This window comes from Jiangella alba (genome assembly GCF_900106035.1).
GTDB lineage: Bacteria > Actinomycetota > Actinomycetes > Jiangellales > Jiangellaceae > Jiangella > Jiangella alba.
This window is the reverse complement of sequence record NZ_FNUC01000004.1, coordinates 2,021,576-2,047,006: the sequence shown is the minus strand read 5'-3', so window position 1 is coordinate 2,047,006 and position 25,431 is coordinate 2,021,576. Positions and strand designations below refer to the sequence as shown.

Sequence of the window (25,431 nt, the reverse complement as noted above, 5' to 3'; positions counted from 1 at the left end):
GGCAAGCCGAACACGTGCACAGGTTTAACCGCAGGCTGTCCGGTTTGTCCCGCCCCGGTGGACGGCGCGCGAGCGGGTATGTGCCATGCCGATCCTCGTCATGGCCTAAAGTGGCGCCGGTCCACGGGGGGCGAGGGTTCCGGCACACGCGAGATCCGGAACCAAGCCAGGCTCGAAAGGTGTGAGTCGTGAAACTGCTCGAGGACGTCCCCTCGGCCGTCGCCCACCGCCCACCGCCACGCCGCACTCGTCTCACTCTCGGCGTGGCCGCGGTGTTCTTGCTGGTCGCAGCCGTCGTCGGCGTGCTGCTGGTCGCGTCCGGCGGATCGGACGACACCGCCGCGGACCGCGACCCGCGTCCGTCCGGGACACTCGCGGACTGGGCGGCCGGCGTCACCGACGCCTGCACCACGGTGGCGGCGGAGCAGCCGATCATGGCGCAGGGGCCCGAGGTGCGGCTGGACGTCGCCAACCTCGCCGTGGTCTCGGCCGGAACGAGCGCGCTCGTCGCCGCCGTCCACGATGTGCCGCTGCCGGCCGAGGAGGCCGAGCAGGCGCAGGCGGGCGCCACCGTCACCACCGGTGACCAGGCCGCGCAGGCGTGGACCGCGCTGACGGACACGTCCGCCGAGGTGACCCAGGACCAGGTCACCCAGGCCGCCGAGCTGACCGCCGGCTTCGTCGCCGGCATGACGCAACTCGGGGCGAACTGCGCGCCGATCGGCTGACGCCGCCACGGTAAGGTGGAGGGGTGAAGTCCCTCGTGCTGGTGTGGTGGCTGCCTTCGTAGGCGGCCCACCTCAGCATGTTCATCGGCCGCCGCGACGGCGGCCGAACAGGTGACAGCTCTCGCGGTGGCCCTGCCACCGAACGGAGAGCGTCATGACCCTCACCCTCGACACACCGCTGCTGGCCGACCCGGCCGGCGTCGCGGCGGACCCGTCGCGCTACCGCGTCCTCACCGGCGACCGGCCGACCGGGCCGCTGCACCTCGGCCACTACTTCGGGACGCTGCTCAACCGCGTCCGCCTGCAGCGCCAGGGCGTCGAGACCTTCCTCGTCGTCGCCGACTACCAGGTGATCACCGACCGGCTGTCGCCCGGCGAGATCGCCGCGAACGTGCGCGAGGTCGTCCTGGACAACCTCGCGGCCGGCATCGACCCTGACGACACGACGGTGTTCGCGCACAGCGCGGTGCCGGCGCTGAACCAGCTGCTGCTGCCGTTCCTCTCGCTGACGACGGTGGCCGAGCTGCAGCGCAACCCGACCGTCAAGGACGAGGCGGCCGCGTCCGGGCTGGCGTCGATCAGCGGGCTGCTGCTGACGTACCCCGTCCACCAGGCCGCGGACATCCTGTTCTGCCACGGCAACCTGGTGCCGGTCGGCGACGACCAGCTGCCGCATGTCGAGCAGACCCGGCAGATCGCGCGGCGGTTCAACGAACGCTATGCCGGCGGGCGTGCCGTCTTCCGGGAACCGCAGGCGTTGCTGTCGCCGGCGCCACGGCTGCTCGGCGTCGACGGGAAGAAGATGAGCAAGAGCCGCGGCAACACCATCGCGCTGAAGGCGTCGGCCGACGAGACGGCGCGGCTGATCCGGCGCTCGGTCACCGACGGCCGCCGCGACATCACCTACGACCCCGCCGAGCGGCCGGGCGTGTCGTCACTGGTCGAGATCGCCGCGCTGTGCCTCGGCGTCGCGCCGGACGAGGTGGCGGCGCAGGTCGGCGGTGGCGGCTCGGCGCTGCTGAAGGCGCTGGTCATCGACGTCGTGAACGAGGAGTTGCGGCCGGTGCGGGAGCGTCGCACGGCGTTCGCGGCCGATCCCGGACTGGTCGGGTCGCTGCTCGCGGCGGGCGCCGAACGGGCGACGGCGATGGCCGAGGCGACGCTGGCGGACGTGCAGGAAGCGCTCGGGATGACGGCCTATTGAAGAGGCGGTGGGAAGAACAGGGCGCGTCTGGTGAGGGTGGGATCACCAGACGCGCCCCGAGTGCGGCCGACTGATCGTCAGGGCCGCTGTTCACCGGGCTCAGGGAGCTCGGTGGGCTGCCGATCCTCCGCTCCGGACGGCGGATCGGCGGGGTCGGCGGGCCGCTCGTCGGGGGTCACGGGCGGCTCCGCCGGGTCGGAAGCCGGGTGCTCCGGCATCGTCGGGTCGGTGCTCGGGCGGTCGTCGGGCCGGCCCGCGTCGTCCGGCCGGCCCGCGTCGTCCGGCCGGCCCGCGTCGTCCGGCCGGCCCGGGTCGTCCGGCCGGTGCTCGCCGGGCGTGGTCGGGACGGTCGTCGGCAGGCCGGGCAGTTCGGGTTCGTGACCGTCGCCGGGGTTGCCGGGCTTCCCGCCCAGCTCCTGCGCGTCCTCGCTGACCTCCTGGCCGTCGACGCCGCCGTCGCGGGCGTCCTCGGCGACGTCCTCGCCGAACTCCTGGGGCTCGTCGAACGAGATCGGCGTCACCTTCTCGACCACCGACTCGACCCGCTGCTGCGCGGCGTCGGGTAGCGCTCCCGCGGCGGCGACGCCGGTGAAGCCGGTGAAGATCGCCGCGAGCGCGACGACCGCCCTGGTCCGCAGGCTCATCGCGGCCATCCTCCGGCCGAGCCTGGCGCGGACTGTGTGCCCGCGCGGCAGCGGCGACGGCGCCACTCCGGTGAAGTCGCCCAGTGCGATGCGGCGGGCGAGTTCAGCCGTTGGGGGGACGGCTTCATCAGCACTCCTTCGAATGGCTTCGACCGCTTCCGACAACGCCGTCAGGTCGTCGCCGCCGGGCGGCGTCCGCACACCGCGGAGGATCGCCTCGAGCGTCGCATCGTCGGGAACGGTGGTCGGTGTCATGTCAGCTCTGTCATCGCCGGCACCGCTCATGCGGATACGCCCCTCCGGTCGAGTTGCCGCCGCAACGCACTCAGTCCCCGGCGCTGCAGCGCCTTGACCGCTCCCGCGGACTTGCCGACGATGCCGGCGACCTCGTCGACGCTCAGGTCGCCGAGGATCCGCAGCAGCACCACCTCGCGCTGGTCGTCCGACAGGCCCGCGCACAGCTCGTGCACGCGCCGCCGGCCCAGCCGCACGAGGGCGTCCTCCTCCGCGTCGCCGCCCACCTGCTCGTCGATCTCCGGGCCGTCGTCCACGATCACCGGGCGCCGGGACCGCCGGCGCCGCTCGTCGGTCACCCGCCGGTAGGCGATGGTGAAGACCCAGGACCGGAACTGCTGCTCGGATCCGGTGAACGACGACAGGCCGGCGAAGACGCCCAGGAACACCTCGCTGGTGAGATCCTCGGGCTCGTCCGATCCCTGCAGCCGCGCGTAACCGCCGACGACGGGCGCGAGGTCGGTGTACAGGCGCTCGAACGCCCACGGCGCACCGGCGCGCGCCGCGGCGAGGATCTCGTCGAAGTCCGCTCCGATGACCAGTACCCCTCCCGGATGCGCGGCGGCTCACCGGCGTCATCGCACGGACCGGCCGGAAGGGTACGGCCTGGGCTCAGCCCGCTGGTGGACGGCGGCGGCGCGGGGTGAGGCGCAGTGGCGGGAGGGGTGGGGCGGGGATACGGTCGGTGCCGTGGCCGGCGACCGTGCCGAAACGGTGCTGGCCGGGCCGCTCCCACTCGTCGCGCGCCGCGACGATGTCCTCGTGGCTGCGGCCGACGAAGTTCCACCACATGACGAGGTCGTCGGGGAACGGCTCGCCGCCCAGCAGGAACAGCGTCGTGTCGTCGTCGTGCGCGTGGATCGTCAGCTCGGTGCGTCCGGTGCCGAGGTACAGCAGCGGTCCCGGCTCCAGCCCCGTCCCCGCGACCGTCGCCCGCCCCGTCAGCACCAGGACGGCGTGCTCGAAGTCGGCGCGCAGTGGCAGCGTGGCGGTCTTGTGCACGTCCAACTCGGCGCCGAGCAGCGGGCTGTACGTCGTCGCCGGCGACGTCGTCCCGCCCAGCTCCCCCGCCACCACCGTGGCCCGCACGCCGTCGCCGTCGTACACGGGGAGGTCGGTGTGCTGCTCGAACCCCGGCGCCGCCGTTGCTGTTTCCGGCAGCGCCACCCACAGCTGCAGGCCGTGCAGCAGCGGCGCCTCGCCCAGTGAGATCTCCGAGTGCGCGATGCCCGGCCCGCTCGTCATCAGGTTCAACTGCCCCGGCCGCACCACGACGTCGCTGCCCACGCTGTCGCGGTGGTGGATCTCGCCCCGCAACGGCCAGGTGACCGTCTGCAGGCCGGTGTGCGGATGCGGCAGCACGACCATGTCGGTGTGCTGCGGCCCGAACTGGTCCAGGAAGCACCACGCCCCGACGGTGGGGAGCTGACGGTGCGGCAACGTGCGGCTGACCCGCATCGCCCGGATGCCGCCCAACGGCACCTCGCGCGGCTCCAGCACCCGGCTCGCCGGGCCCTCCTGCCCCGCCGCATGACACCGCGTCTCGGCGGGACGCGCATCCAGGTTGCTCACCTTCCCGAGCCTAGGGCCTGTCCCGCCGTCGCCGCCCGTACGCGGCGGATAGACTGGCGCAGCCCGCCCTCGTAGCTCAGGGGATAGAGCATCCGCCTCCTAAGCGGAGGGTCGCAGGTTCGAATCCTGCCGGGGGCACCCTCTGACCAGCGCATTCACCCGACGCTGGTTGACCGTGAGAGACCGCAACTGACCGGGAATCGCCGTCCGAAGGTGCACGTATGTTGCACGCCGTGCGGCTGCCTGCGCCCGCCCTCACTCCTCCCCCGTCCGCCTCATAACCACCGGAGCGGAGCGTGTCAGTGGAGACCGGACACTCGCGCAGCCAAGCCGTCCGGCACCTTCGCCTGAACGGCTGCCCGGCCCCGCTCAGCTCTTCCGCTCACCCAGGACACAGAATTCGTTGCCCTCCGGGTCGAGGAGGGTCACCCAGTGCTGCTCGTCCTGCACGGTGTCGGCACGCCGGGCACCGAGGGAGAGCAGCCGGGCGACCTCGGCCTCCTGGTCGTCCGGGCGGAAGTCGGGGTGGAGCCGGTTCTTCGAGGTCTTGCCCTCGGGGACAGGCACGAAGAGCAGGCCCGGCAGCTGGTCCGGCTCGGGCCGGATCTCGATGATCTCCTCGGACTCGTCGACCACCACCCAGCCGAGAGCCTCGGCCCACCAGCGCCCGAGGGCGATGGGGTCGGCGGAGTCGACGATGATCTGTTCCCATTCCAGTGCCACGGGCGCGAGCATAAGCAAGGTCGACTGGCTGGGACGCCACCTGACGGGACCGGCCATCGCCGGCGCACCCTGACGCGAGCACGCGTTGCGCCACGCTCGCAGCACTCACACCTGGGTGAGCACCGCGAGCGTGGCCGCCACGTCGCGCCTGGCCGGCGGGTGCACTCCGATCACAACCGAGTGAGCGTGCTCCCGTACCAGGAGAAGACGAGGCCGGGCTTCTGGCGGTTCTGGAGCCAGCTGTCGGGCAGATGTGCCCAACCGCCGGTCCGGACGCTCTGCAACCCCGATTCGTGCCGGTACACGTCGATTCCACTGGCGCGTTCGAAATAGTGGATGCAGTCGACCCACCGATACTTGCCGGCCGCAAGGGTGATCGTGCGCTCTCTGGTGCTGGGACTGCTGTCGTCGGTCTCCCACCGGTACTTGCCGGCTCCGAGAGTGATGGTCCGGCTGGTGCAGGATTCCGAACCGGCGGGAGCCGGGTATCGGAGCCAGAGGTATTTCACGTTGCGTGCGCCAGCCCGGGCGGCTGCTGTCGCGGCCGGCTGGTCGGCGGTCTGGGTTGCGGCCTTCACCGTGGACGACTCCGCCCGCTCCGCCGCTTGCGCCGTTCCGCCAAGTCCCGCTATCGCCAGGGCCAGGACGGCCACCGCCGCGGACATTCTCATCTTCATGGTTTCTCCGTGCTGGATGGGCAATACCTCGGCGAGATTAGGCATCCCCGTTTTCAGGCTCGCTTCAGTGCTGCTTCACACGGATAGTGGCGCTCAGCCGTCTCCCATGAAGATCCGCTGCAGGTCCGCCGGGTCCGCGATCGCGATCTGGTCGGCGTCCGGAAGGGTGATCGTCACCTCGACGCCGAAGTGCCAGAGGTCGAGGACCTGCCAGATCTGACGATTGCCGGACGCATTCTGGATCGCGACGCGGCGCGCCAGGCCCGCGTCCTCCAGCCACACTTCTGCGGGCAGCCGGCGCATTCGGCGAAATGGGCCTTCCGGCATCGCTATGCCCGCGGGCAGGTGCTCATCCGCGGCCGCGAGATCGACGGTGAGCCGGTAGTGCGTGGTGGTGACGTCGCGAATGGTGTCCGGACCGGCCTCGACGACGTCATCGTTGGCGCCGAACAGGGCGTCCAGGGGCCAGAGCGGATCGTGATGGCCGCGTGGGCCGAGCCGGTCGCCGAGGTGCGCGCGGCAGCGGCCTGCACACGTGCGGTGGCGGCGGGACTCGCTGTCATCTACGACCCCTCGTCGGCGGACCACCCACGCTACCCGCCGGGGCGGATAACGTATGCCATTCCGGTCGAAACGGAGGAGCGGGATGAGCGTCGACGACGAGCGGGGCGCGGCTTGGAACGTTTCCGGGAGCGGCACCCGGCCACCCGGACCGGTGCAGGACCTCAGCATGCCGAAAACGGTGCTGACGGTGCTCTTCGCGCTGACTGCCGTGGTCACCGCGGCCAGCGCGGGCGCCTACGCCAACCGCGCCTCGGTGGTGTCCGACGCGGCCGGCACGTCGCCGGAAGCCGATCCGCTGGCGAGCATGGTCGCGGTCGACGCCGACCGGTTGACGCGGGCCGACGATCTGGTCGGGCTCGGGCTGTGGGGCTACACCGTCGCCGCCCTGGCACTGGCCGTCTTCTTCATCATCTGGCAGTACCGGCACGCGCAGAACGCCCGGCTGCTCGGCTCGCGCAGCGCGCTCGGCCCGGGGTGGGCCATCGGCGGCTGGTTCATCCCGCTGGCCAACCTCGTACTCCCGGTGCGCCAGCTCTGGACCGCCAGCCGCTCGTCGAACCCCGGCGGGCGCGGCGCGGGCATCGTCGTGGCGTGGTGGGCGGCGTTCGTGGCGGCCATCCTGATCGACCGCACCGCCGCTCAGCTCGGCGTCGACGGCCCGAGGGACGACCTCACCGTGGGCGACCTCGCGAACGCGGACTGGCTGGCGGCCGGGGGCGAGGTCGTCTTCACGGCCGCCGCCGTCCTCGGGCTGATCATGGTGCGCCGGCTCACCGACGCCCAGGGCGCGGCGCTCGCGGGCCGGCCCCGCGACGCCGTGCCGCCGGGTCCGCCGGTACCGCCGCCCCCGCCAGCCGCCTGATCAGGGCCGGCGCCACCTGCCGGTGAAGCGGTGCGAGCCCGGCCCGACGGCGTCGGGGTACGGGTCGGCGAGCGGCAGGTCGAGGTGCGCCGTCACGCCGGGCGGGACCTCGACGGACAGCTCGAACCGGTCGTCGTCGAGGCGCCATGACACGGCGACGGGGCCGTACGGGCTGAGGTGCCGGGCCGACGCGTGGGTGAGCTGCCCGGTGACGAGCGGGCGCACCGCGACCTCGCGGTAGCCGGGCGCCGCCGGCGCGAGCCCGGCCACGCAGCGGTGCAGCCAGTCGGCGACCGCGCCGTAGGCGTAGTGGTTGAACGACGTCATCTCGCCGGGGTTGATCGAGCCGTCCGGCAGCATGGAGTCCCACCGCTCCCAGATCGTCGTGGCCCCCATCGTGACGGCGTACAGCCAGGACGGCGCGGTGCGGGTGAGCACCATCGCATGTGCGAGGTCGGCACGGCCGGCCCGGCAGAGCGCGTCGAGCACCAGCGGCGTGCCGAGGAAGCCGGTGCTGACGTGGAAGTCGGCCGCCTGGACGAGCGCGGCGAGACGACGCCCCGCGCCGGCCCGCTGCTCGGGCGTCTCGAGCAGATCCCACGCGATGGCCAGCGCGTAGACGGTCTGGCAGTCGCTGCGCACGGTGCCGTCGGCCGCGACGTAGGCCTTGCCGAAGGCGCGGACGACGTCGGCGGCGAGGCTCTCGTACCGCGCGGCGTCGTCGTCGCGTCCCAGGACGGACGCGGTCAGCGCCAGCAGGTGCGCGCTGCGGGCCAGGTACGCCGTCGCGACGACGGCGGGGTCGGCCTTGGCCGCGGCGGCGTCGTCGGGCGGGGCGTCGGGGTCGAGCCAGTCGCCGAACTGGAAGCCGGTGTCCCAGAGCAGGGAGTCGCCGGCCAGCGACCGCGCCTTCTCGACCCACGCCCGCATGGAGTCGTACTGCCGCTCCAGCACGCCGGTGTCGCCGTAGCGCTGGTACAGCGTCCACGGCACGTGGACGGCGGCGTCGGCCCAGCCGGCGGGCGGCGAGTGCGGCGGATCGCCGGGACGCGGGCCGCCGATGTGCTCGTACACGACGTCGGGGACGACGAACGGGACGCCGCCGTCGGGACGCTGCTCGGCGGCGAGGTCGCGCAGCCACGAGCCGAGGAACCCGCCGACGTCGAAGAGGAAGGCGGCGGTCGGGGCGAACACCTGGATGTCGCCGGTCCAGCCGAGCCGCTCGTCGCGCTGCGGGCAGTCGGTCGGAACGTCGACGAAGTTGCCGCGCATACCCCAGACGACGTTCTCGTGCAGCCGCTCGAGGTCGGGCTCGGAGCACTCGAACCAGCCGGTGCGGCGCAGGTCGGAGCTGACGACGACGGCCTCGGCGTCGGACGCCTCGACGGACACGCCGCTGACCTCGGCGTACCGGAAGCCGTGGAAGGTGTACCGCGGCTCCAGCAGCTCCGGGCCGCCGGACAGGACGTAGGTGTCGGTGGCCTTGGCCGCGCGTAGCGGGCGCACGCCGAGCTCGCCGTCCTCGAGCACCTCGGCGTGCCGGACGGTCACCTCCTGACCCGGCGAGCCGGTGACCCGCAGTCGCACCCAGCCGACGACGTTCTGCCCGAAGTCGAGCAACTGGGCGCCGGACGGCGACGTGGACACGGCCCGGGCCGGCACCGTCGCCACCTCGCGCACCGGCGGCCCGAGCGGCGCGACCAGCCGCGCGGCGTCGGGCTCCAGGACGTCGACCGGCCCGGACGCCGCGACGGACGGGACGAGCGGCAGCCGCAGGTCGGTGCGCTGACCGTCGTAGAGGTCGTCGGCGAGGACGCCGGTGGCGCCGGCCCGCCACGCATCGTCGGTGACCACCGTCTCCTGGCGGCCGTCGGCGTAGGTGATCTCCAGCTGGGCCAGCAGCGCCAGCCGGTCGCCGTAGTGGTCGCGGCGCAGGTTCCACGTCAGCTGGCCGCGGTACCACCCGTTGCCCAGGCCGACGGCGAGCTGAGTCGGCCCGCCGTCCCGCAGGTGCGGCGTCACGTCGAAGGTCTGGTAGCGCAGCCGCGACGCGTACGCCGTCCACCCGGGCGCGAGCTGATGGTCGCCGACCCGGCGGCCGCCGATCCACGCGTCGTACACGCCGTGCGCGGTGATGTACAGCCGCGCGGACGCCACCGGCCCGGCGAGGTCGAGGTGGCGGACCAGCGCGACGGCGCCGTCGTCGAGGCCGCCGACGTGGCGCGGGCTGATGAACCGGGCGGTGACGTCCTGGGGCCGCAGCAGCCCGGCCTCGACGACGAGCGGCTCGCTCCAGTGGCTCCACGCGCCGCCGGCCTCGGCCCGCACCTCGACCTCGACGCGCTCGCGCGAGCGCAGCTCCGGGAACGGCCACGGCTGGAACACCTGGCCGCCGCCGGCCACCCGCACCGTCGACACGTCGCCGGACGCGGGCCGCAGCCGCACCTCGTACGCGGTCTGCTCGGCCCCGCCGGACCGGGACCAGGACAACCGGGGCGCCGCGACGCCGATGCCCAGCTCGGGCTCGCCGTACTCGGCCACGACCCGCTCGATGCGCGGCAGGTCGTCCGGGGCGGTGCGGTCGGTCATGGCGATCCTCCGGAGGTCGGCGATTGGAACGATTTAATCAGCCGGTGCGGGGGTGCGCGCAAGCGGCTCGTGGTCAGCCATCGGCGCCGGGGTCGCCAGCCCGCCCGGCTGGGAGGCCATCCCACCCGAGTGCCGACGAGTGGTGGACGATGACGGCCACCCCGGGGCGGCGGGGCCGGTCGTTGTCACCGACAGGTTGACGAGAGCGGCACATGTTGGCGCTGGTGTCACCACGCCCGCGACCATCACCGCACGCCCGGACGACCCGGCAAGCCCCAGGCATGCAGGACATGACGGCGCGAAAACACTTCTGGCCAATATCCAGAATTCTGGATAGTATCCCGCCATGTCGCGCATCCAGATGCTGATGTCGAAGGCGGGCACGGTGGCCCACCTCCTCGCCGTCGAGCTGTCCACGGCGTCGGCGGGCGACCGGATGGCGACCGTCCAGGAGCTGAGCGAGCGGTTCCAGGTCGGCAAGGGCACCGTCCAGGCGGCGCTGGCGCTGCTGGAGGAGGCGGGCGCGGTCGAGATCCGGCCGCGCGGCAAGCTCGGCACCTTCGTCGCGGCGATCGATCACGGGTTGATCTGGGAGTTCGCGGGCGGCCGATCGATCTCGGTCGCCATGCCGCTGCCGTACTCGCGCCGCTACGAGGGCCTCGCGACGGGGATGCACACGGCGTTCCAGCAGGCCGGCGTCCCGCTGACGCTGATGTTCGTGCGCGGGTCGACCGACCGCATGCGCGCGCTGCGGGAAGAGCGCGCCGACTTCGCGGTGATGTCGCGGTTCGCGGCGCTGTCCGACCCCGAGCTCGAGGTCGTCCGCGACTTCGGGCCGCATTCGTACGTCGGCGCGCACGGGCTGGTGGTCGCCGAGGGGCGGCGAGCGGACGATCCGGGGCTGCGGGTGGCCGTCGACCCCGCGTCGGTCGACCAGGCCGAGCTGACCGCCGCCGTGTTCCCCGGGCTGCCGCCGAAACAGCGCATCGAAGTCTCGTACAACCAGCTGAACAGGTACTTCGCCGACGGCCTCGTCGACGCCACGGTGTGGAATCTCGACGAGATCGACGCGCACATCTCCAGCCCGGTCACGGTGCATCCGGTCGAGGGCCTGGAGGACGACGCGACGACGTCGGCCGTCATCGTGGCGCGCCGCGACGCCGACGCGGTGCCGACCGCGGTGAAGGTCGCGCTCGAGGGCGACCTCGTCCGGACGGCGGCGGACGACGTCGTGGCCGGCCGGCTCATCCCCACGTACTGACCCACCCCCGAAACCCCACGGACGGAGCGATGCATGGACGAGCGACTCCGCCTGCGCCTCGACCTCTTCCGCGAGATGGCGCAGACCCCACCGGGCGTCGTCGACTTCGTGGCGAGCGAGCTCGCCCGGCTGGAACCGGACTTCGACGTCACCGACGACACCGCCGGCTCGCTCACCTCGCACCTGGTCGCCGCGCTCGGGCGGCTGCTGCGCGGTGAGCCCGACATCGACCCGCCGGCCGACGTCGTCTACCGGCAGGTCGTCGACGAGGCGCCGGCCGCCGTCGACGCCGCGGCGCGGGTGTCCGGCCGCGCGGAAGCCGCGCTCGGCGTGCCGCTGTCCGCCGTCGAGCAGCAGTACCTCAGCCTCCATCTCGGCGCCCTCGCGCTGACCGCAACCAAGGAGAACCGATGAAGCTCATCGCTGGTGGAGTTGCGAAGATCGAGGTCGCGGAGGCCCTGCGACCACTGCTCGGCCCCGACGACAGCGTCGTCGTGGGCACCGACATGGACGCGGCCGTCCAGTTGCGCTCCGGCGCCGCCGACTACTACCTCGGGACCTGCCACACCGGCGCCGGCGCGAGCCTCGGCGTGCTGGTGGGCCTGCTCGGCTCGGACAAGACGCACACGTTCGGCCGGAGCATCCCGTCCGCCGCGGCCATCGAGTCCGCGGTCGACGCGGGCAACGTCGCCTTCGGCTTCGCGCTGGACCAGGTCCAGGACGTCGTGCCGGCGCTCTGGGCGGTGCTGGACGCGAGACGACCGGGGGCGGACGCATGATCCTCGCCGCCACCGACACCGTCTCGGTCTCGTTCGACGCCTGGCAGGGCGTGCTGGTCATCGTGCTGTGCGCGTTCGCGGCCCTGATCGCGAACGCCGCGCTCGCGGTCTTCAACGACGGCGCCCGGCCGTTCCTGCTCGACTACATCCAGGGCCGGTCCACCCGGCTGGCCACCGCGACCATCGTGACGGGGCTGTCGGCCGGGTTCATCTTCGGCCTCGGTGCGCCGATGGCGCTGTCGACCGGCGTGCTCAACCCGTGGCTGGTGTTCCTGCCGGTCGAGATCATCGGCCTGATCGCGCCGTGGCGCTGGCTCGCGGCCACCGGCGGCGCCGCCTGGGGCGCGGTCTGCGTCTTCGGCCTCAACGCCGCCAACAACGCGGCCACGTCGCTGCCGATCGACTTCGTCACGGCCCTGCAGCAGATCTCCACCCCGATCCTGTGGCTGTTCACGCTGTTCCCGGTGCTGGCGATCACCCGCCAGTTCGGCCGGGCGAAGGGCCTGATCACCTTCGGCGCCGAGGTCGCGGTCGTGCTGCTGTCGATGAACGTCTGGCCGGACCTGTTCCCCGGGTCGCTGGCCATGGCGACCGGCGTCGTCATGCTGCTCGGGTTCGCACTCACCCAGGACCGGTCCACCCGGCGGGCCGAGCAGCTGGTGCTGGCCGGCGGGTCCGAGGCGGACCGCGTGGCACACGCCGAGCAGCAGGCGGCCACCGCGGCGGCGTCCGACCAGCTGTTCGGGCCCAACGCGGAGCGGCTGCGCCGGAACGTGATCCCGCTGGGCGTCCTCGGCGGCATGGTCGCGGCGCTGGCGGCCAGCGGCATCTTCGGTGGCGGCGAGGCCACCAGCTTCCTCGTCGCCGACGGCACCTACGGCGAGGCCGCGCAGGTCGACTTCCTGCGCGCCTTCGGCTTCGTGCCGCTGATCGCGACGACGGCGCTCGCGTCGGGCGCGTACGCGATGGCCGGGTTCACCTTCGTCTACCCGATCGGCTACCTGTCGCACGTCTTCATCGACGCCTGGCCGCTGGCGCTCGCGGTCGCGTTCGTGCTCGGCGCGCTGGTGATGTCCCTGGAGGTGCTGCTGCTCAGCGCCGTCGGACGGTGGCTGCAGCACTGGCCGAGTGTGCGCGAGTCGGCCGATCACATCAGGCACGCGATCACCGAGACGCTGTCGCTGGCGATCCTGGTCGGCTCGCTGATGGCGGGCCTGGCGATGGGCGGCGGCCTGGGCATCGCGCTGGTCGGCGGGCTGTACCTGCTCAACGAGTCGATGGGACGGCCGGTCGTGCGCATGGCGGCGGGACCCGCGGCGGTCATCGTCGGCGGCATCGTGCTCAACCTGCTGCACCTGGTCGACCTCGTCCAGCCGGTGGCGGGCTGATGCCGATCCGGACGGCGAGCGGCCGGGTACTCGCTCCGGCGGACGTGCCCGGCACGGTCCTCGCGCACGAGCATCTGGTCGTCGACCTCACCCGTCAGGGCGACCCGGCGGCGTTGGTCAACGACGACGCCGCGGTGGCGGCCGAGCTGGCCGCCGCCCGGGCGCAGCATGGCCTCGGCCTCGTCGTCGATCTCACCGGTCGCGGCATGGGCGGCGACCCGGCCCGGGCCCGCGCCATCGCCGAGCGGGCCGGCGTCGAGGTCGTGCTCGCGACCGGCTGGTACTACGAGCGGTTCCACCCCGACGGCGAGCCCGGCGACTCCGTCGAGCACGCCACCGCACTGCTGGTGGACGACATCCGCACCGGCATCCGGCCCGGCGTGATCGGCGAGATCGGCAGCAGCGGCGAGCAGGCCAGTCCGGCCGAGCGGGTCGGCCTGCTGGCGTCCGCCGGGGCCGCGCTGGCCACCGGCCTGTCCGTCGCCACCCACGCCCACCTCGGGCGCGGCGGGCTGGAGCAGCTCGACCTCCTCACCGGCGCGGGGTTGCCGCCGCGCCGCTGCTGCATCGGCCACCAGGACCTCATCGACGACACCGGCCAGCACCGCGCCATCGCCGCCGCCGGTGCGTACGTCGCCTTCGACACCGTCGGCAAGGCGTCGTACCAGCCCGACGAGAAGCGCATCGAGCTGCTGCTCGCGCTGCTGGAGTCCGGCCACGCGCGGCACCTGCTGCTGAGCAACGACATCTCCCGCGACGGCTACCTGACCAGCCGCGGCGGGCCGGGCTTCGGGCACGTGCTGGGCCCGTTCCGCGCCGAGCTCGCGGCCCGCGGCGTCGACCCGCCCACGCTCGACCTGCTCTACCGGGAGAACGCCCTGCGCTGGCTGGACGGAACGGAGCGCCCATGAGTCCCTCGCTGCCCGAGACCACCCCGCTGCCCATCGCGACCGCCGACGACGCCGTAGCCGCGCAGCAGCGCCTGGTCAGCGCGATCGCGACGCACTTCACCGACGGTGCGCTGTTCCGCTCCGACATCGGCGTCGTGCCCGGACTCGGCCGGCCCGACACCACCGCCCGGGCGGAGGCGGTGCTGGCCGAGGCGTTCGGCGCCGACGACGCCTGCCTGGTGCAGGGCGCGGGCACCGGCGCCATCCGCGCCGCGCTGTCGGCCGGTCCGTGGTCGCAGGGAGAGCGGCGCCTCATCGCCCACGACGCCCCCGACTACTCGACGACGGCGACGACGTTCCGCGACGGCCTGGCCGACGTCGCCCGGGTCGACTTCGACGACGACGCCGCGCTCGACACCGCCCTCGCCGGCGACCCGGCCCGCTGGGTGTACGTGCAGCACTCGCGCCAGCGGCTGGCCGACCGGCATCAGCCGGCCGACGTCATCGCGCGGGCGGCCGCGGCCGGGCGCGACGTCGTCGTCGACGACAACTACGCGGTGTTCCGGACCCCGGGCATCGGCGTCCAGCACGGCGCCACCGTCTCGGCGTTCTCGTTGTTCAAGCTGCACGGGCCGGAGGGCGTCGGCGTGGTCGTCGGCGACGGCGAGCTGGTCGGCCGGGCGCGCGCGGCCAACTACTCCGGCGGCGGCCAGGTGCAGGGCGGCCAGGCGCTGGCCGCGTTGCAGGCACTGGTGATGGTCCCGCTGAACTGGGCCGCGCAGTCGCGTGCGGTGACGGAGCTGGCCGGCCGGCTGGCGGACGGCGAGGTGCCGGGTGTCGTGGACGTCCGGCTGGCGAACGCGCAGGACCTGTGCGTCATCGCGCTGCTGGAGCGGCCCGTGGCGGCGCGGGTGCCGGCGTGGGCCGCGCGGCACGGCGCGGCGCCGTTCCCCGTCGGCTCCAACTCGCGGCACGAGATCACCCCGCTGGTGTACCGGCTGTCGTCGTCGACGCTGGCCGCGCAGCCGGAGCTGGCGGACTGGGCGGTCCGGGTGAACCCGATGCGTGCCGGCGCCGAGCTGACCGCCCGGATCCTGGCCTCGGCGCTGGCCGAAGGGGATCGTTGATGTTCCTGGCGATGACCGAGCGGCGCAATCCCGCGCTCGTCCAGGCCGCGATCGACCTGCACCGCTCCGGCGCCGTCGAGCCGGACACGTACGTGATCGATCTCGACGCCGTGGACCACAACGCGGCCGCGCTGGCGGCGAGCGCCGCGCGGCACGGCGTCGAGCTGTGGTTCGTCGCCAAGCAGTACGGCCGCAACCCACTGGTCACCGCCACCGTCGCGCGGCACCTGCCGCTGGCCGCGGCGATCGACCACCGCGAGGCCGCCGCGCTGCTCGGCGCCGGCGCCCGGCTGGGCAACCTCGGCCATCTCGTCCAGGTGCCGGTGCGCCGGCTGCCGGGTCTGCTCGCCGAGCGGCCGGCGTACGTGACGGCGGCGGACGAGCAGAACCTGACGGCCGTCGCGGCGGCCGCGCACGACCTCGGCCGGGTGCAGCCGGTGCTGCTGAAGATCCGCGGCGCGGCGGAGTCGACGTTCCCCGGCCAGGACGGCGGCTTCGAGCCCGGCGACCTCGCCGGGGTGCTCGAGCGCGCCGCCCGGCTCGACGGCGTCCGCGTCGCCGGAGCGACCGGCTTCCCGTGCCTGAGCTTCGACGCCGAGGCCGGGCGGCCGCGACCCACCGGCACCCTCGACCGCGTGCTCGCCGCCGCCGCGACGATGCGCGCGGCCGCCCTCGACCCCGTGCTGTCGCTGCCCAGCCACACCAGCGTCAGCACGATCCCGCAGATCGCGCGGCTCGGCGGCACGGCCGCCGAGCCGGGTCACGCGCTCACCGGCACGACGCCCGAGCACGCCGTCGACGCCGGTCTGACCGAGCGGCCGGCGCTGGTGTACGTCTCCGAGATCGCCCAGCTCGGCTCCGCGCCGAGCGTCTTCGGCGGCGGCTTCTACAGCCGCGGCCGGGCCCGCGACCTGCTCGTCGCCACCGGCGGCGGGGTGCGCAGGGCGGCGCTGCGGGACACCCCGGCGGGCAGCATCGACTACTACCGCCGGTTCGACTGGACCGGCGACGGCGACGGCGCGCGGGTCGGCGACACCGCCGTCATGGCGTTCCGCACGCAGATCTTCGTGACCCGCTCCCGCGTCGCCGTCGTCGCCGGGATCGAGGCCGGACGGCCGCGCGTGGAGGGCGTGTTCGACGCGCTGGGAAGCCGGGTCGCGTGAGCCCGTCGGCGACCGTCCTCGTCCTCGACGGCTTCGGCGTGGGCGCGCTGCCCGACGCCGCCGCCGTCCGGGCGTCGGACACGGCGGCCGACACCGTCGGCGCCGTCGCCGCGTGGTCGGTGCGCGAGCGCGGCCGGCCGCTGCGGGTGCCGCACCTGGCCGGGCTGGGGCTGGCGGCGCTCCGCCCGGACCTGCGCGACCTGCTCGCCGAGCCGGTCCCGCTGCTGCACGCGACCGGCACCCGGGCCGGGCTCGGCTACCCCGGCGCCGACTCCTTCGCCGGCCACCAGACCCTCATGGGCGCCGACATGTCGCACGTCGTGCTGTGCCGCCTGGCCGAGCGGATCGACGAGGTGACGGCGGCACTGCGGGCCCGCGGGCACCGGGTGCGGACGCTGGACGACCGCCCCGTCCTGGTGGTCGACGACGCCGCGCTCGTCCACGACAACCTCGAGGCCGACCCCGGCCTGAACTGGAACGTCTCCGCCCGGCTGGACGACCTCGACTTCGCCGCCATCCTGGCCATCGCGCAGGTGGTGCGCGCGGCGGCACCCGTGGCCCGGGTCATCGCCGTCGGCGGGCGCTCCGACCGGCCGCTGGCCGACGCCGTCCGCCCCGGTCCCGGCGGCACTGTGGGGCTGGACACCCCGGCCAGCGGGTTCTACCGCAACGGCGGGCTGCGGGTGCGGCACCTGGGCGCGCCGGTCGACCACGCCCGGCAGCTGCACGAGGCCGCCGCGCGGGCCGGCCACGACGTCGTCCTGATCGGCAAGGCCGCCGACCTCCTGGTGACCGACGTGCCCGTCGACCGCCGTCCGGGCGTCGACACCGCCGCGATCCTCGCCGACGTCGCGGCCGCCGCCGGGCACGGGCTGGTCGTGGCGAACGTGCAGCGGACCGACCTCGCCGGGCACTCCCAGGACGCGGCCGCCTTCGCCGATCAGCTGGAGGCGGCCGACCGCGCCCTCCCCCGCATCGCCGGCCGGCTCGGCCCGCGCGACCTGCTGATCGTCACCGGCGACCACGGCAACGACCCCACGATCGGGCATCCCTTCCACACCCGCGAGTGGGTGCCGGTGCTGGCCGGAACGGGCGGCGCACCCTCGACGCACCGCGGCCGCGACCTCGCCTCCCTCGCCGACATCGGCGCGACGGCCGCGCGGTGGCTCGGGCTCCCCGCCGGCTCCACCGCCGTCGGCGTCGCCGCCGCGCAGGACCTACCCGTGGGCGGCCGGTAGCTCGGCGAAATGGCAGGCGCTCGGGTGCAGGCCGAGCCGGGGCTCGAGGGCGGGCTCGACCTCGGCGCACTCGTCGCGGGCCTTCCAGCAGCGGGTCCGGAACCGGCACCCGGACGGCGGGTCGGCCGGCGAGGGGACGTCGCCGGTGAGCAGGATGCGTTCGCGCGGCGGCTGGCTCCAGGGTCGCGGCACCGGGACCGCGGAGAGCAGCGCCTGGGTGTAGGGGTGGGTGGGCCGCCGGAAGATCTCCTCCTGCTCGGCCAGCTCGACCACCCGGCCCGCGTACATGACGGCGACGCGGTCCGAGACGTGACGGACGACGGAGAGGTCGTGGGCGATGAAGAGGTAGGTGAGGCCGAGGTCGGCCTGCAGGTCGGCGAGCAGGTTGAGGACCTGCGCCTGGATCGACACGTCCAGGGCCGACACCGCCTCGTCGCAGATCACCAGCTTGGGCCGCAGCGCCAGCGCGCGGGCGATGCCGAGGCGCTGCCGCTGGCCGCCGGAGAACTGGTGCGGGTAGCGGTCGGCGTGGCTCGGGTCGAGGCCGACCCGGGCGAGCAGGTCGCGCACCTCGTCGCGCCAGCGGGCGCGGGGCACGACGCCGGGGTGGATCTCCCAGGCCTCGGCGACGATCTGGCCGGCGGTGCGGCGCGGGTTCAGCGACGAGTACGGGTCCTGGAAGATCATCTGGACGTCGCGGCGGGCGGTCCGCAGCTCGGCCGGCGACGCGGCCGTGAGGTCGCGGCCGTCGAAGGTGACGGTGCCCGACGCGGCCCGCTCCAGCCCGATCACCGTCCGGGCCAGCGTCGACTTGCCCGAGCCCGACTCACCGACCAGGCCGAGCGTCTCGCCGCGGCGCAGGTCGAACGAGACGCCGGCGACGGCCTGGACGTGGCCGGTCACGCGGCGCAGCAGCGCCGAGCGCAGCGGGAACGTCGTGTGCAGGTCGCGCACCGACAGCAGCGGCTCAGACCCGTTCGCGCTCACCGGACACCACCTCCTCGGCGTGGTGGCACGCGGCCCGGTGCTCGGCCGGCCGTCCGTCGACGGCGCGCAGGGCGGGGTCGTCGGCGCGGCACCGGTCGGTGGCGTGCGGGCAGCGTGGATGGAAGGAGCAGCCGGACGGCAGCGCCAGCAGGTTCGGCGGCGCGCCACGCACCGGCGTCAGCCGTTCCCGCGGCCCGTCGAGGTCCGGTATCGACGCCATCAGGCCGCGGGTGTAGGGGTGGGCGGCGTGGTCGTAGACCTCGCGGATGCCGCCGGTCTCGACCGCCCGCCCCGCGTACATCAGCAGCGCCCGGTCGGCGACGTCGGCGACCACGCCGAGGTCGTGCGTGATCAGCACCAGGGCCATGCCCTCTTCGCGGCGCAGGTCCGCCAGCAGCCGCATGATCTGCGCCTGGACGGTGACGTCGAGCGCCGTCGTCGGCTCGTCGGCGATGAGCAGCCGGGGCCGCAGCGCCAGCGCCATCGCGATCATGATCCGCTGCCGCATGCCGCCGGAGAACTGGTGCGGGAAGTCGTCCACCCGCCGCCCGGCGGCCGGGATGCCGACCCGCTCCATCAGCTCGACGGCGGCGGCCCGCGCGGCCCGGCGCGAGGCGCCGCGGTGCCGCCGGAACATCTCGCCGATCTGCCAGCCGACCCGGAACACCGGGTTGAGCGAGCTGAGCGGGTCCTGGAAGACCATCGCGATCTCGTCGCCGCGCAGCCGCCGCACCCGGTTCGGGTCCTCGGTCAGCAGGTCGCGTCCGTCGTAGACGATGCTGCCGCCGGCGATCTCGCCGGCCGGCTTGGGCAGGATCCCCATGACGGCCTGGGCGGTGACGCTCTTGCCGCTGCCGGACTCGCCGAGGACGGCCAGCGTCTCGCCCCGGCGCACGTCGAACGACACCCCGTCGACGGCGCGGACCAGGCCGCCGCCGGTGCGGAAGCGCACGGACAGGTCGCGCACACTGAGCAGTGGACTCTCCGTCACGGCCGCCTCACAGGTTCTTCAGCTTCGGGTCGAACCGGTCCCGCAGCGCGTCGCCGAGCAGGCCGAACGACACGACCAGCAGCGCCAGGCAGATACCGGGGATGGTCGAGATCCACCACGCGTCGCCCAGGTAGTTGCGCCCGTTCGCGATGGTGACGCCCCAGCTGGGCGAGCTCGACGGGGTGCCGAGGCCGAGGAAGCTCAGCGACGCCTCGGCCAGGATGACGTGCCCGATCTCCACCGTCGCGACCACCAGCACCGGCGCCGCGCAGGCCGGCAGCACGCAGTGCCGCACCAGGTGCCACGACCGCGCGCCCAGCGTCCGGGTCGCGTCGACGAAGTCGCGGTTCTTCGTGACCAGCACCTGGCTGCGGGCCACCCGCGCGAACGTCACCCAGTTCGAGATGGCCAGGACGATGACGACGTTCACCACGCTCGGCCCGAGCAGCGCGGCGATGAAGATCGCCAGCAGGATGGACGGGAACGTCAGCTGGACGTCGGCCAGCCGCATCAGCGCGCCGTCCAGCCACCGTCCGTACCACCCGGCCACGACGCCGACGGTGACGCCGATCAGCCCGGCCAGCAGCAGCGTCGCGACGCCGACCGCGATGGAGATGCGCGCGCCCTGGAACACCTGCGCGAGCAGGTCCTGGCCCACCTGGTCGGTGCCGAAGATCGCCAGCGAGCCGTCCTCGGTGCGCGAGCCCGGCGGCAGCAGCCGGTCGCCGGTGCTCGTCGCGACCGGGTCGTAGCCGACCAGCCACGGCCCGAACACCGCCGCGAGCACGTAGAGGGCGATGACGGCGCTCGCGAACCGGATGCGCCCCGAACCGGGCTTGCGCCGGGAGCGGGCGGCCGGTTCGGGGACGGGGGCGGCCGCCGGGGTGCCGAGGTCGGTCAGTGTGTCGGTCATGGGTCACCCGGCCAATCGCACGCGGGGGTCGAGGTAGCCGTACAGGACGTCGACGAACAGGTTGACCAGCACGAACACCGCGGCGATGAACAGCACCGCGGCCTGGACGACGCCGTAGTCGCGGTGCGAGATGGCGTCGACCAGCAGCCGCCCGACGCCGGGCCAGGCGAACACCGTCTCGACGATGACGGTGCCGCCGAGCAGCTGGCCGAACTGCAGGCCGACCACGGTCACCACCGGGATCAGCGCGTTGCGGGCGGCGTGCGGGAAGATCACCACGGTCTCGCGCAGGCCCTTCGCGCGCGCCGTCTGCACGTAGCCCTCGTGGATGACCTCGAGCAGCCCGCTGCGGGTCAGCCGGACCAGGATGGCCAGGAACGGCAGCGCCAGCGTGACCGCCGGGAGCACCAGGTGCTGCCAGCCGCCGGTGCCGCCGCTGGGCAGCACGTCCAGCGTCCGGGCGAACACCAGGATGAAGACGATGCCGACCCAGAACGCCGGCGTCGACTGCCCCACCAGCGACAGCACCGAGATGACGCGGTCGGTCAGCGTGTTCGCGCGCAGCGCCGCGAGGACGCCGAGCGGGAAGCCGATGAGCACCGACAGCGTGAGCGCGGCGATCGCCAGCTCGGCGGTGTTCGGCAGCCGCGACAGCACGAGGTCCATGGCGTCGACGTTCATCCGGAACGAGTCGCCGAAGTCCAGCCTGACGACATCGCGCAGGTAGCTGCCGTACTGGACGATCAGTGACTCGTCCAGGCCCATCCGGTCGCGCAGCTGGGCGATCTGGTCGGCGGTCGCGTCGGGCCCGAGCAGCACGGTCGCGGGGTCGCCGGGCACCAGCCGCAGCACCACGAAGATGACCGAGACAGCACCCCACAACACGAAGACGGAGAACAGCAGCCGGCGTGCGAGGTAGGCCGGCATCAGGCGCCCTGCGCGTGCGCCAGGACGGTCATCGGGGGCGCCTCGTCCAGCAGGCCGGCGCCGATACGGTCGGCGCACGCCGTGACGGCGGCGGCCAGGCCGCGCAGCTCGGCCGGGTGCCGGACCCGCGACGGGACCCGGACGGCGACGGCGGCCACCGCCAGCCCGTCGTGGTCGAGCACCGGGGCCGCGACGGCCCGGCCGGTCTCGGCGTACTCGCGATCCTCGACGGCGTAGCCGCAGGTCCGCGCCCGGGCCAGGGACCTGAGCAGGCCGTACGCGTCGGTGACGGTGCAGGCGGTGAGCCGCGGGAACGGCGCCCGCGCCACGAACCGGTCGACCTCGACCCGCGGGCGGTGCGCGAGGTAGGCCTTGCCCAGCGCCGTCGCGTGCATCGGCAGCGGCGCCCCGGGGTCGGCCGCGGGCTGGCCGGCGGTCGCCGTCCGCACCAGGTGCCCGCCGCGGGGCCGGCCGTAGCTGACCGCCTGGCCGGTGCTCTCGTGCAGCGCGCTCAGCGCCGGGTGGACGACGGAGTCGGGCCCGGCGTCGCCGCGGGCGGCCCGCGCGAGGTCGAGCGCGCCCAGGCCGACGACGTACCGGTTGGCCTCGTCGCGGCGGACCAGGCCGAACTCGACGAAGGTCGCGAGCATCCGGTGGACGGTGCTCTTGTGCAGCCCGACGGCGTTGGTGATGTCGGTCAGCGTGCGCGGGTGGCCGTGCCGGCTCAGCTCGGTCAGGACTTCGAGGGCGCGGCTCAGCGACTTCATCGATCACTCACCCCTGTGCACTCGTCGGGTGGTTCGGCGGCGCTACATTAACGTTAACGGTAGCGTTCATGGGCGACGCTAGAGGACGGCCGAGAACGGTGTCAAGAGTCCGCTCAGCGAATGGGTGAACGCGCTGGTCAGTCGGGTTGCGAGGGGTGCAACGCGCCTTGACACCGTTGTTCCGTGAACGTTAACGTCCGAACCGGCGCGGGCCGCTGGAATTCATCTGTGAAGCGGCCCCCATTCGCGAGGAGGCGACTTTGTCCGTCGATACTGCAGGCGACATGACCGGCCAGTTCAGGAGGGCCCTCGTGGCGGCCGATCCGCGCCTGTCGAAATTCAATCCGCTCGGCCGCATCCTCGCCCACGACGACTTCGACTCCGGCACCCACGGCTGGTGCGAACTGCTCGGCAACTACGACGGCAACGGCAACCTCGACACCGTCGACGACCACATGCGCGACTTCCGCCCGCCGCAGCTGAGCGCGTGCAACTTCTTCGACATCGGCACCCACGGGACGCTCGGCGGCACGTACGCCCTGAAGCTGGCCACGCGGCCGTATCCGGGGCACACCGCCGTCGCCATCAGGCGCCTGACGATGAGCGGCCGCGGCCGGGTGCAGCTGGAGACGTACTTCACCTTCAAGGCCGAGGCCACACTGGGTTCCGACCCCGCCAACGACACGTTCGGCGAGGTCGCCTGGGACGGCAACCTGCACCCGTCGGAGGCCCAGTTCGGCGCGCTGACGGTGGCCACCGACCTGTGCGGCGACGGCGGCGTCCGCTACCACACCGTCGCGCGGTACCAGAACACCGACCACCAGCACCGGCTGACCCGGCAGTGGATGTACCCGGGGGTGCCCGAGCCGACGCCGCGCGAGCACCTCGAGGGCAAGGTGAAGCTGGGCTACGCGGCCGATTTCACGGCGCCGAACCCGGACGACTGGCACCCGTTCGGCGAGCCCCAGGAGCTCTGCTACAACGAGGTCCCGACGAAGGTGAACTGGCATTATCTGCGGTGGGTCGTCGACACCGCCGCACGCAAGAACGTGGAATTGCAGATCAACGACCGGGTGATGGACATGAGCGATGTCCCGGTACCGATCTACGAAGACCGGTACGAGTCGTTGGAGAATCTGCTGAACTTCTATTTCAGTGTGCGCACGCATTCGTCGGTGCGCAATTTCCTGTACCTGGACTCCGTTCTCGTCTCGGTGGATTGGTAGGCACACGATGCGGCAATCGCTGACCGCTGTACTCGAGCGGAACACGACGGTGCGGGGCGACTTCGCGACCGAGCCGTACGAGGTCGCGTGGGCGTCCGAGGCGCGCTGGTTCGTCCAGGTGCTGTCGGCCGCCGGCGGCCCGGCCGAGCTGGACGTCGTCACGCAGGTCTCACCCGACGGCATCACCTGGTGCGACCATGAAGAGGCGCCACACGCCACGGCCGGGCCGGGCCTGACCAGCTGGACGGTGCGCGAGTTCGGCCACTGGCTGCGTCTGCGCGGACGCGTCCGCGGCGACGACGCCGAGGTTAAGCTGCGCGTGTACCTGGCGGCCAAGAGCTGAGACCCGCTGTGGCCGGCAACACGAGAACGAGGACACGGTGACCGACACCCGCAGGGCGCGGCTGCGCGACATCGCCACCGCCCTGGGCGTGTCGGTCAACACCGTCTCCCGGGCGCTGGGCGGCAAGGACAGCGTCAGTGAGCACACTCGCGAGCGCATCATGGCCGAGGCCGAGCGCATCGGCTACGTGCCCAACACGCACGCCCGCTCGCTCGTGCTCGGCTCGGCCATGACCATCGGGCTGGTCATCACCAACCCGTCGAACCCGTTCTACGCCCAGCTGATCAACGGCATCGAGCCGCACGGGCGCGGGCGCGGCTACTCGCTGCTGCTCATGGTCACCGACGAGAGCGTCGAGAACGAGCGGCGAGCGGCGGAGTCGCTGCTGCGCTCGGCCGTCGACGGCGCCATCGTCGTGCCCGTGCAGGGCGAGACCGCGCACTGGACGCGGGTGCAGGCGGCCGGCGTGCCGATCGTGTTCGCCAACCGCGACGTGCCCGAGCTGGGCTGCGACTTCGTCGGCATCGACAACGAGCACGGCGCCTACGAGTCCACCAGGCACCTGATCGCGTCCGGCGCCCGGCGCATCCAGGTGCTCGAGGAGGACCTCCCGATCACCACCATCGCCGGGCGCATCGCCGGCTTCCACCGGGCCATGGCCGACGCCGGCCTGCCCAGCTCCGACGCCGACGTCATCTCGGTGCCGACCCGCCGGCACGACTCCGCCGTCCTGCCGTGGCAGCCGGCCGAGGCGTACCGGCTGGCCCGCGAGCTGGTCGCCGGCGACGACCGGCCCGACGCCGTCGTGGCCGGCAACGACTTCTTCGCGCTCGGGCTGTACCGCGCGCTGGCCGAGCGCGGGCTGCGCGCGCCGGGCGACCTCGCCATCGTCGGCTACGGCGACCACCCGTACGCGGCCTATATGGACCCGCCGCTGACGACGGTGCACCTGCCGGCCCGCCGCATCGGCGAGACCGCCGTCGACCTGCTGCTGCGCCGCCTGCGCGACGGCGCCGACGCCGCGCCGCGCAAGCAGCGGCTGACGCCCGAGCTGGTCGTCCGCGCCTCCACGTGAACGGACCCGCCGGCAGGCCGCCGAAGCCCGTGCGACCAGCCGCCGGCGCGGCGCTACCGCGTCGCGGATGAGCAGCGATCTGGTGGTCGTCGGCGCCGGCATCGTCGGCGCCTCGGTGGCTTCTCACGCCGCGCGGGCCGGTGGCGGCGCGACCCTCGTCGACGCCGGGCAGCCCAACGCCGGCGTCACGGCGGGCTCCTTCGCCCGGATCGGATCGTCCGGCCTGCGCACTGGCTCGGCGGCCGCGCTGCGTGGCCCCGCGATGCAGCTCACCCGCCGGTGGGTCGTGACGTAAAGGAGAACCACGGCGCCCCGTCCGGCGCTTCACGCTGGCTGGCGCCGAACACGTTCTGGAACTTCTGCGCGACCCCCGGTCGCGCCCACCCCGGACCGTCCGGTCGCCGCTGGATGAGTGTGCGGTGCGATCGCTCCTTCGATGGCGGGTGGTTTGGTGGTGCCAGAGCGCCACCAAACCACCCGCCATCGCCAGTGCTGGTCG

27 protein-coding genes and 1 tRNA gene are annotated in these 25,431 nt (G+C 73.5%); 16 read left to right on the top strand and 12 right to left on the bottom strand.

Annotated elements, in window-relative coordinates; translation table 11 throughout:
* Window positions 1-188: 188 nt before the first annotated feature.
* Entirely contained in the window at window positions 189-728 is a 540-nt protein-coding gene (locus BLV02_RS27445; RefSeq protein ID WP_141711654.1) for a hypothetical protein, read from the top strand.
* A gap of 154 nt (window positions 729-882) precedes the next feature.
* The gene (trpS, locus tag BLV02_RS27440; RefSeq protein ID WP_069112432.1) at window positions 883-1,932 is read left to right on the top strand and encodes a tryptophan--tRNA ligase; all 1,050 of its coding nucleotides are present in this window, start codon (window positions 883-885) and stop codon (window positions 1,930-1,932) included.
* 77 nt (window positions 1,933-2,009) lie between these two features.
* Here the strand turns inward: trpS and BLV02_RS27435 are convergent, their stop codons facing one another.
* The 3 genes from BLV02_RS27435 to BLV02_RS27425 all read right to left on the bottom strand — a co-directional run bounded on the left by BLV02_RS27435 (window position 2,010) and on the right by BLV02_RS27425 (window position 4,442).
* Window positions 2,010-2,576 (bottom strand): hypothetical protein, encoded by a 567-nt coding sequence (locus BLV02_RS27435; protein WP_069112431.1) that lies wholly within the window; start codon window positions 2,574-2,576, stop codon window positions 2,010-2,012.
* Window positions 2,577-2,857: 281 nt separating this feature from the next.
* Window positions 2,858-3,340 (bottom strand): RNA polymerase sigma factor, encoded by a 483-nt coding sequence (locus tag BLV02_RS27430; RefSeq protein WP_281243457.1) that lies wholly within the window; start codon window positions 3,338-3,340, stop codon window positions 2,858-2,860.
* A gap of 142 nt (window positions 3,341-3,482) precedes the next feature.
* Window positions 3,483-4,442 carry a pirin family protein gene (locus BLV02_RS27425; protein ID WP_069112429.1) on the bottom strand — a complete coding sequence of 320 codons (960 nt, stop codon included), beginning with the start codon at window positions 4,440-4,442 and terminating at the stop codon, window positions 3,483-3,485.
* Between the two features lie 65 nt (window positions 4,443-4,507).
* Here BLV02_RS27425 and BLV02_RS27420 point away from each other — a divergent pair.
* Window positions 4,508-4,580: transfer RNA gene (locus BLV02_RS27420), tRNA-Arg, on the top strand.
* 231 nt (window positions 4,581-4,811) lie between these two features.
* Here BLV02_RS27420 and BLV02_RS27415 read toward each other — a convergent pair.
* From BLV02_RS27415 to BLV02_RS27405, 3 genes are all read right to left on the bottom strand, one after another.
* Window positions 4,812-5,177, bottom strand: a complete 366-nt coding sequence (locus BLV02_RS27415; RefSeq protein ID WP_069112428.1) for a VOC family protein — start codon at window positions 5,175-5,177, stop codon at window positions 4,812-4,814.
* Window positions 5,178-5,335: 158 nt separating this feature from the next.
* A complete protein-coding gene (locus tag BLV02_RS27410; protein WP_141711653.1) occupies window positions 5,336-5,842 on the bottom strand; it encodes a hypothetical protein in 507 nt (168 codons plus the stop codon).
* A gap of 93 nt (window positions 5,843-5,935) precedes the next feature.
* A complete protein-coding gene (locus BLV02_RS27405; protein WP_074946716.1) occupies window positions 5,936-6,430 on the bottom strand; it encodes a hypothetical protein in 495 nt (164 codons plus the stop codon).
* 58 nt (window positions 6,431-6,488) lie between these two features.
* On the opposite strand from BLV02_RS27405, the gene BLV02_RS27400 reads away from it, so the two are divergent.
* Window positions 6,489-7,268, top strand: a complete 780-nt coding sequence (locus BLV02_RS27400) for a DUF4328 domain-containing protein (RefSeq protein WP_171906782.1) — start codon at window positions 6,489-6,491, stop codon at window positions 7,266-7,268.
* Here the strand turns inward: BLV02_RS27400 and BLV02_RS27395 are convergent, their stop codons facing one another.
* Window positions 7,269-9,857, bottom strand: coding sequence for a family 78 glycoside hydrolase catalytic domain (locus tag BLV02_RS27395; RefSeq protein WP_069112424.1), 2,589 nt, complete (start codon window positions 9,855-9,857; stop codon window positions 7,269-7,271).
* Between the two features lie 346 nt (window positions 9,858-10,203).
* Here BLV02_RS27395 and yhfZ point away from each other — a divergent pair, with 346 nt between their 5' ends.
* The 8 genes from yhfZ to BLV02_RS27355 are packed head-to-tail and all read left to right on the top strand — an operon-like array spanning window position 10,204 to window position 17,703.
* Window positions 10,204-11,118 (top strand): GntR family transcriptional regulator YhfZ, encoded by a 915-nt coding sequence (gene yhfZ / locus BLV02_RS27390; RefSeq protein ID WP_069112423.1) that lies wholly within the window; start codon window positions 10,204-10,206, stop codon window positions 11,116-11,118.
* 33 nt (window positions 11,119-11,151) lie between these two features.
* A complete protein-coding gene (locus tag BLV02_RS27385; protein ID WP_069112422.1) occupies window positions 11,152-11,532 on the top strand; it encodes a hypothetical protein in 381 nt (126 codons plus the stop codon).
* Window positions 11,529-11,897 (top strand): DUF2620 family protein, encoded by a 369-nt coding sequence (locus tag BLV02_RS27380; RefSeq protein ID WP_069112421.1) that lies wholly within the window; start codon window positions 11,529-11,531, stop codon window positions 11,895-11,897. The genes BLV02_RS27385 and BLV02_RS27380 overlap by 4 nt, the downstream gene beginning before the upstream one ends.
* Window positions 11,894-13,285, top strand: a complete 1,392-nt coding sequence (locus BLV02_RS27375) for a YhfT family protein (RefSeq protein WP_069112420.1) — start codon at window positions 11,894-11,896, stop codon at window positions 13,283-13,285. The genes BLV02_RS27380 and BLV02_RS27375 overlap by 4 nt, the downstream gene beginning before the upstream one ends.
* A complete protein-coding gene (locus BLV02_RS27370; RefSeq protein ID WP_069112419.1) occupies window positions 13,285-14,196 on the top strand; it encodes a phosphotriesterase family protein in 912 nt (303 codons plus the stop codon). The genes BLV02_RS27375 and BLV02_RS27370 overlap by 1 nt, the downstream gene beginning before the upstream one ends.
* On the top strand, window positions 14,193-15,302 hold the full coding sequence (locus tag BLV02_RS27365; protein WP_069112418.1) for a hypothetical protein: 1,110 nt from the start codon (window positions 14,193-14,195) through the stop codon (window positions 15,300-15,302). The genes BLV02_RS27370 and BLV02_RS27365 overlap by 4 nt, the downstream gene beginning before the upstream one ends.
* Window positions 15,302-16,465, top strand: a complete 1,164-nt coding sequence (locus BLV02_RS27360; protein WP_069112417.1) for an alanine racemase — start codon at window positions 15,302-15,304, stop codon at window positions 16,463-16,465. The genes BLV02_RS27365 and BLV02_RS27360 overlap by 1 nt, the downstream gene beginning before the upstream one ends.
* Window positions 16,462-17,703, top strand: a complete 1,242-nt coding sequence (locus BLV02_RS27355) for a phosphopentomutase (protein WP_069112416.1) — start codon at window positions 16,462-16,464, stop codon at window positions 17,701-17,703. The genes BLV02_RS27360 and BLV02_RS27355 overlap by 4 nt, the downstream gene beginning before the upstream one ends.
* Here BLV02_RS27355 and BLV02_RS27350 read toward each other — a convergent pair.
* The 5 genes from BLV02_RS27350 to BLV02_RS27330 are packed head-to-tail and all read right to left on the bottom strand — an operon-like array spanning window position 17,683 to window position 22,288.
* Complete coding sequence (locus BLV02_RS27350; RefSeq protein ID WP_069112415.1) at window positions 17,683-18,690, bottom strand: ABC transporter ATP-binding protein; 1,008 nt, start codon at window positions 18,688-18,690, stop codon at window positions 17,683-17,685. The two genes, BLV02_RS27355 and BLV02_RS27350, sit on opposite strands and share 21 nt — an antisense overlap.
* Complete coding sequence (locus BLV02_RS27345; protein ID WP_069112414.1) at window positions 18,671-19,681, bottom strand: ABC transporter ATP-binding protein; 1,011 nt, start codon at window positions 19,679-19,681, stop codon at window positions 18,671-18,673. The genes BLV02_RS27350 and BLV02_RS27345 overlap by 20 nt, the downstream gene beginning before the upstream one ends.
* A 7-nt stretch (window positions 19,682-19,688) precedes the next feature.
* On the bottom strand, window positions 19,689-20,594 hold the full coding sequence (locus BLV02_RS27340; RefSeq protein WP_069112413.1) for an ABC transporter permease: 906 nt from the start codon (window positions 20,592-20,594) through the stop codon (window positions 19,689-19,691).
* 3 nt (window positions 20,595-20,597) lie between these two features.
* Window positions 20,598-21,521, bottom strand: a complete 924-nt coding sequence (nikB, locus tag BLV02_RS27335) for a nickel ABC transporter permease (protein WP_069112412.1) — start codon at window positions 21,519-21,521, stop codon at window positions 20,598-20,600.
* Window positions 21,521-22,288, bottom strand: a complete 768-nt coding sequence (locus BLV02_RS27330) for an IclR family transcriptional regulator (RefSeq protein ID WP_069112411.1) — start codon at window positions 22,286-22,288, stop codon at window positions 21,521-21,523. Before BLV02_RS27330 ends, nikB begins: the two co-directional genes overlap by 1 nt.
* A gap of 284 nt (window positions 22,289-22,572) precedes the next feature.
* Here BLV02_RS27330 and BLV02_RS27325 point away from each other — a divergent pair, with 284 nt between their 5' ends.
* The 4 genes from BLV02_RS27325 to BLV02_RS27310 all read left to right on the top strand — a co-directional run bounded on the left by BLV02_RS27325 (window position 22,573) and on the right by BLV02_RS27310 (window position 25,227).
* Window positions 22,573-23,514 (top strand): DUF6772 family protein, encoded by a 942-nt coding sequence (locus BLV02_RS27325; RefSeq protein ID WP_069112410.1) that lies wholly within the window; start codon window positions 22,573-22,575, stop codon window positions 23,512-23,514.
* A 7-nt stretch (window positions 23,515-23,521) separates the two neighbouring features.
* A complete protein-coding gene (locus BLV02_RS27320) occupies window positions 23,522-23,857 on the top strand; it encodes a hypothetical protein (RefSeq protein ID WP_069112409.1) in 336 nt (111 codons plus the stop codon).
* 37 nt (window positions 23,858-23,894) lie between these two features.
* Entirely contained in the window at window positions 23,895-24,932 is a 1,038-nt protein-coding gene (locus BLV02_RS27315) for a LacI family DNA-binding transcriptional regulator (protein ID WP_069112408.1), read from the top strand.
* Between the two features lie 67 nt (window positions 24,933-24,999).
* Window positions 25,000-25,227 carry an FAD-dependent oxidoreductase gene (locus tag BLV02_RS27310; RefSeq protein WP_074946712.1) on the top strand — a complete coding sequence of 76 codons (228 nt, stop codon included), beginning with the start codon at window positions 25,000-25,002 and terminating at the stop codon, window positions 25,225-25,227.
* Window positions 25,228-25,431: the final 204 nt, after the last annotated feature.